Annotated in this window: 2 protein-coding genes; both read left to right on the forward strand. The window is 44.6% G+C overall.

Annotated features, from left to right (window positions below; genetic code table 11):
* Positions 1 to 173, forward strand: a 173-nt coding sequence (locus tag ACS8FC_RS13985) for a hypothetical protein (protein ID WP_439297204.1), incomplete at its 5' end; no start/stop codon positions are given.
* Between the two features lie 374 nt (positions 174 to 547).
* Entirely contained in the window at positions 548 to 1,450 is a 903-nt protein-coding gene (locus ACS8FC_RS13990) for an acyl-CoA thioesterase (protein WP_439297203.1), read from the forward strand.
* The last annotated feature ends 278 nt before the right edge of the window (positions 1,451 to 1,728 follow it).

Below are 1,728 nucleotides of genomic sequence, written 5' to 3' on the forward strand. Positions count from 1 at the left end.
AGCAGTGGTCGCGCGAGATCAAACGTCTCAAGCACTTGCAAACCATTAATCCAAACGTACGCCCTGAAGAGATTGAACGCTTAGAACAGCTCAAGGCTCAAGGAGAGCAAGCGCTTGGTAACTTATCGCTAGTGCCGGATTCTATTCGCGTACTGGTCGCCGTCAAGCCATAAACTTTTAGATAATTGTCAAAAACGAGATGTTGTTAGACATCTCGTTTTTTTATGAATTAGATTGCTTGAATCAGTGAATTAAGTGCGATTTGTCTCGTACAAATAGTGAAGCAATACTTATGAGTAAGCTGACAGTAACTAGTCAAAGCCAACAATATTGGGTAAGATGTTTACCTTTTCTATCGAAAATGAATAGATAGTCATGGCCTGATGAGCTATGGCTGTGTGTTTGTTCTAAAGTCTCCCTTGTGTATTTCCGCAAGCGATCTCATATTATTTTAAATTCAAGCGCAGCATCTATATGGCATCGAGATTGTTAGATGCGTATGTTTGGATGCTGAGCGTGTTTGATAAAAATAAGGAAACATATTGTCATGTCCGATAATTCACAACTGATTGATGAGCTGCTGGCTACGATCGCGCTTATTGAGGTTACCCCCGATGTCTTTGAGGGTAAGAGCCATGACTATGTGGGCAGTCGTATATTTGGTGGGCAAGTATTGGCCCAAGCGATCATGGCAGCAGCGCATACATTAGATCAAGACAAGCCTTGCCACTCGTTGCATGGGTACTTTTTGCGTGGCGGCGATATCAATCAACCAGTGATCTATCAAGTGCGCCGTCTGCGTGATGGTCGCAGTCTATCTGCTCGTGAAGTGACGGCTATTCAGTATAAAGAAGTACGCGGGAAGCCACCGATTGAGCAAGTGATATTTTCGATGATTGCGTCGTTTTCTCCCATGGAGGACGGCCTTGCGTATCAAGAAGACATGCCTGTCTATCCGCCGCCAGAAGACCTATTGACCGAGCAAGATTTAAAAGAAGAGTACGTGGGTAAAGTACCAGACGCACTCAAAGCACGGTTTATGCGTCGCCGTCATGTCGAGATAAAGCCTGTCAAACCGCGCAATCCAATCAATCCAGAACCAATGAAACCTAAGCAAGCCAACTGGCTACGCATCTACAAGCTTGGCAATCAGCCAGTGGCTATTCAGCAAGCACTATTGGCATTTTCGTCTGATTTTTACTTGGTGGGCACAGGGCTGATGTCGCATGGCGTGAGCTTTATGACCAGCGGGTTGCAAGCGGCCAGTATTGATCACTCGATGCACTTCCACCGTGAATTTGATTTGAATGACTGGCTGCTCTATGACATGTGGAGTGATACCACGTCCAATGCGAAAGGGTTGAACCATGGTCAGTTTTGGCAAGATGGCAAACTGGTCGCCACCGTGCAGCAAGAAGGCCTGATGCGCTTGCGTGTACCAAAGTCCTAATCCTAGCCTTAGCGTTGTTTATTATTAGTTACTGTCATCCTGTCATCATAAAAAGCGACTCACTATAGTTAATGAGTCGCTTTTTTTTATGCCAGTTTTTTACACTAATTTTTATTCTAAGATTTTAATCATCGCACGAGGCAATCCTAGACTGTCTTGCGCTGTTTGTTCGGTGAGCCATTTAAAATCAATCTCAGCCGATGCTAACTTTTCATTGAGCTCTAGTATTTGCGCAGAGTCAACCGTTAGTTTGCGCGGGGTTAAATACCAATGAAAAT

This window comes from Psychrobacter sp. 1Y4 (assembly GCF_051847555.1).

What these genes read in the sequence shown, in the direction of transcription:
- ACS8FC_RS13990 (WP_439297203.1), top strand. Translation starts at nt 548, where the DNA reads ATGTCCGATAATTCACAACTGATTGATGAGCTGCTGGCTACGATCGCG.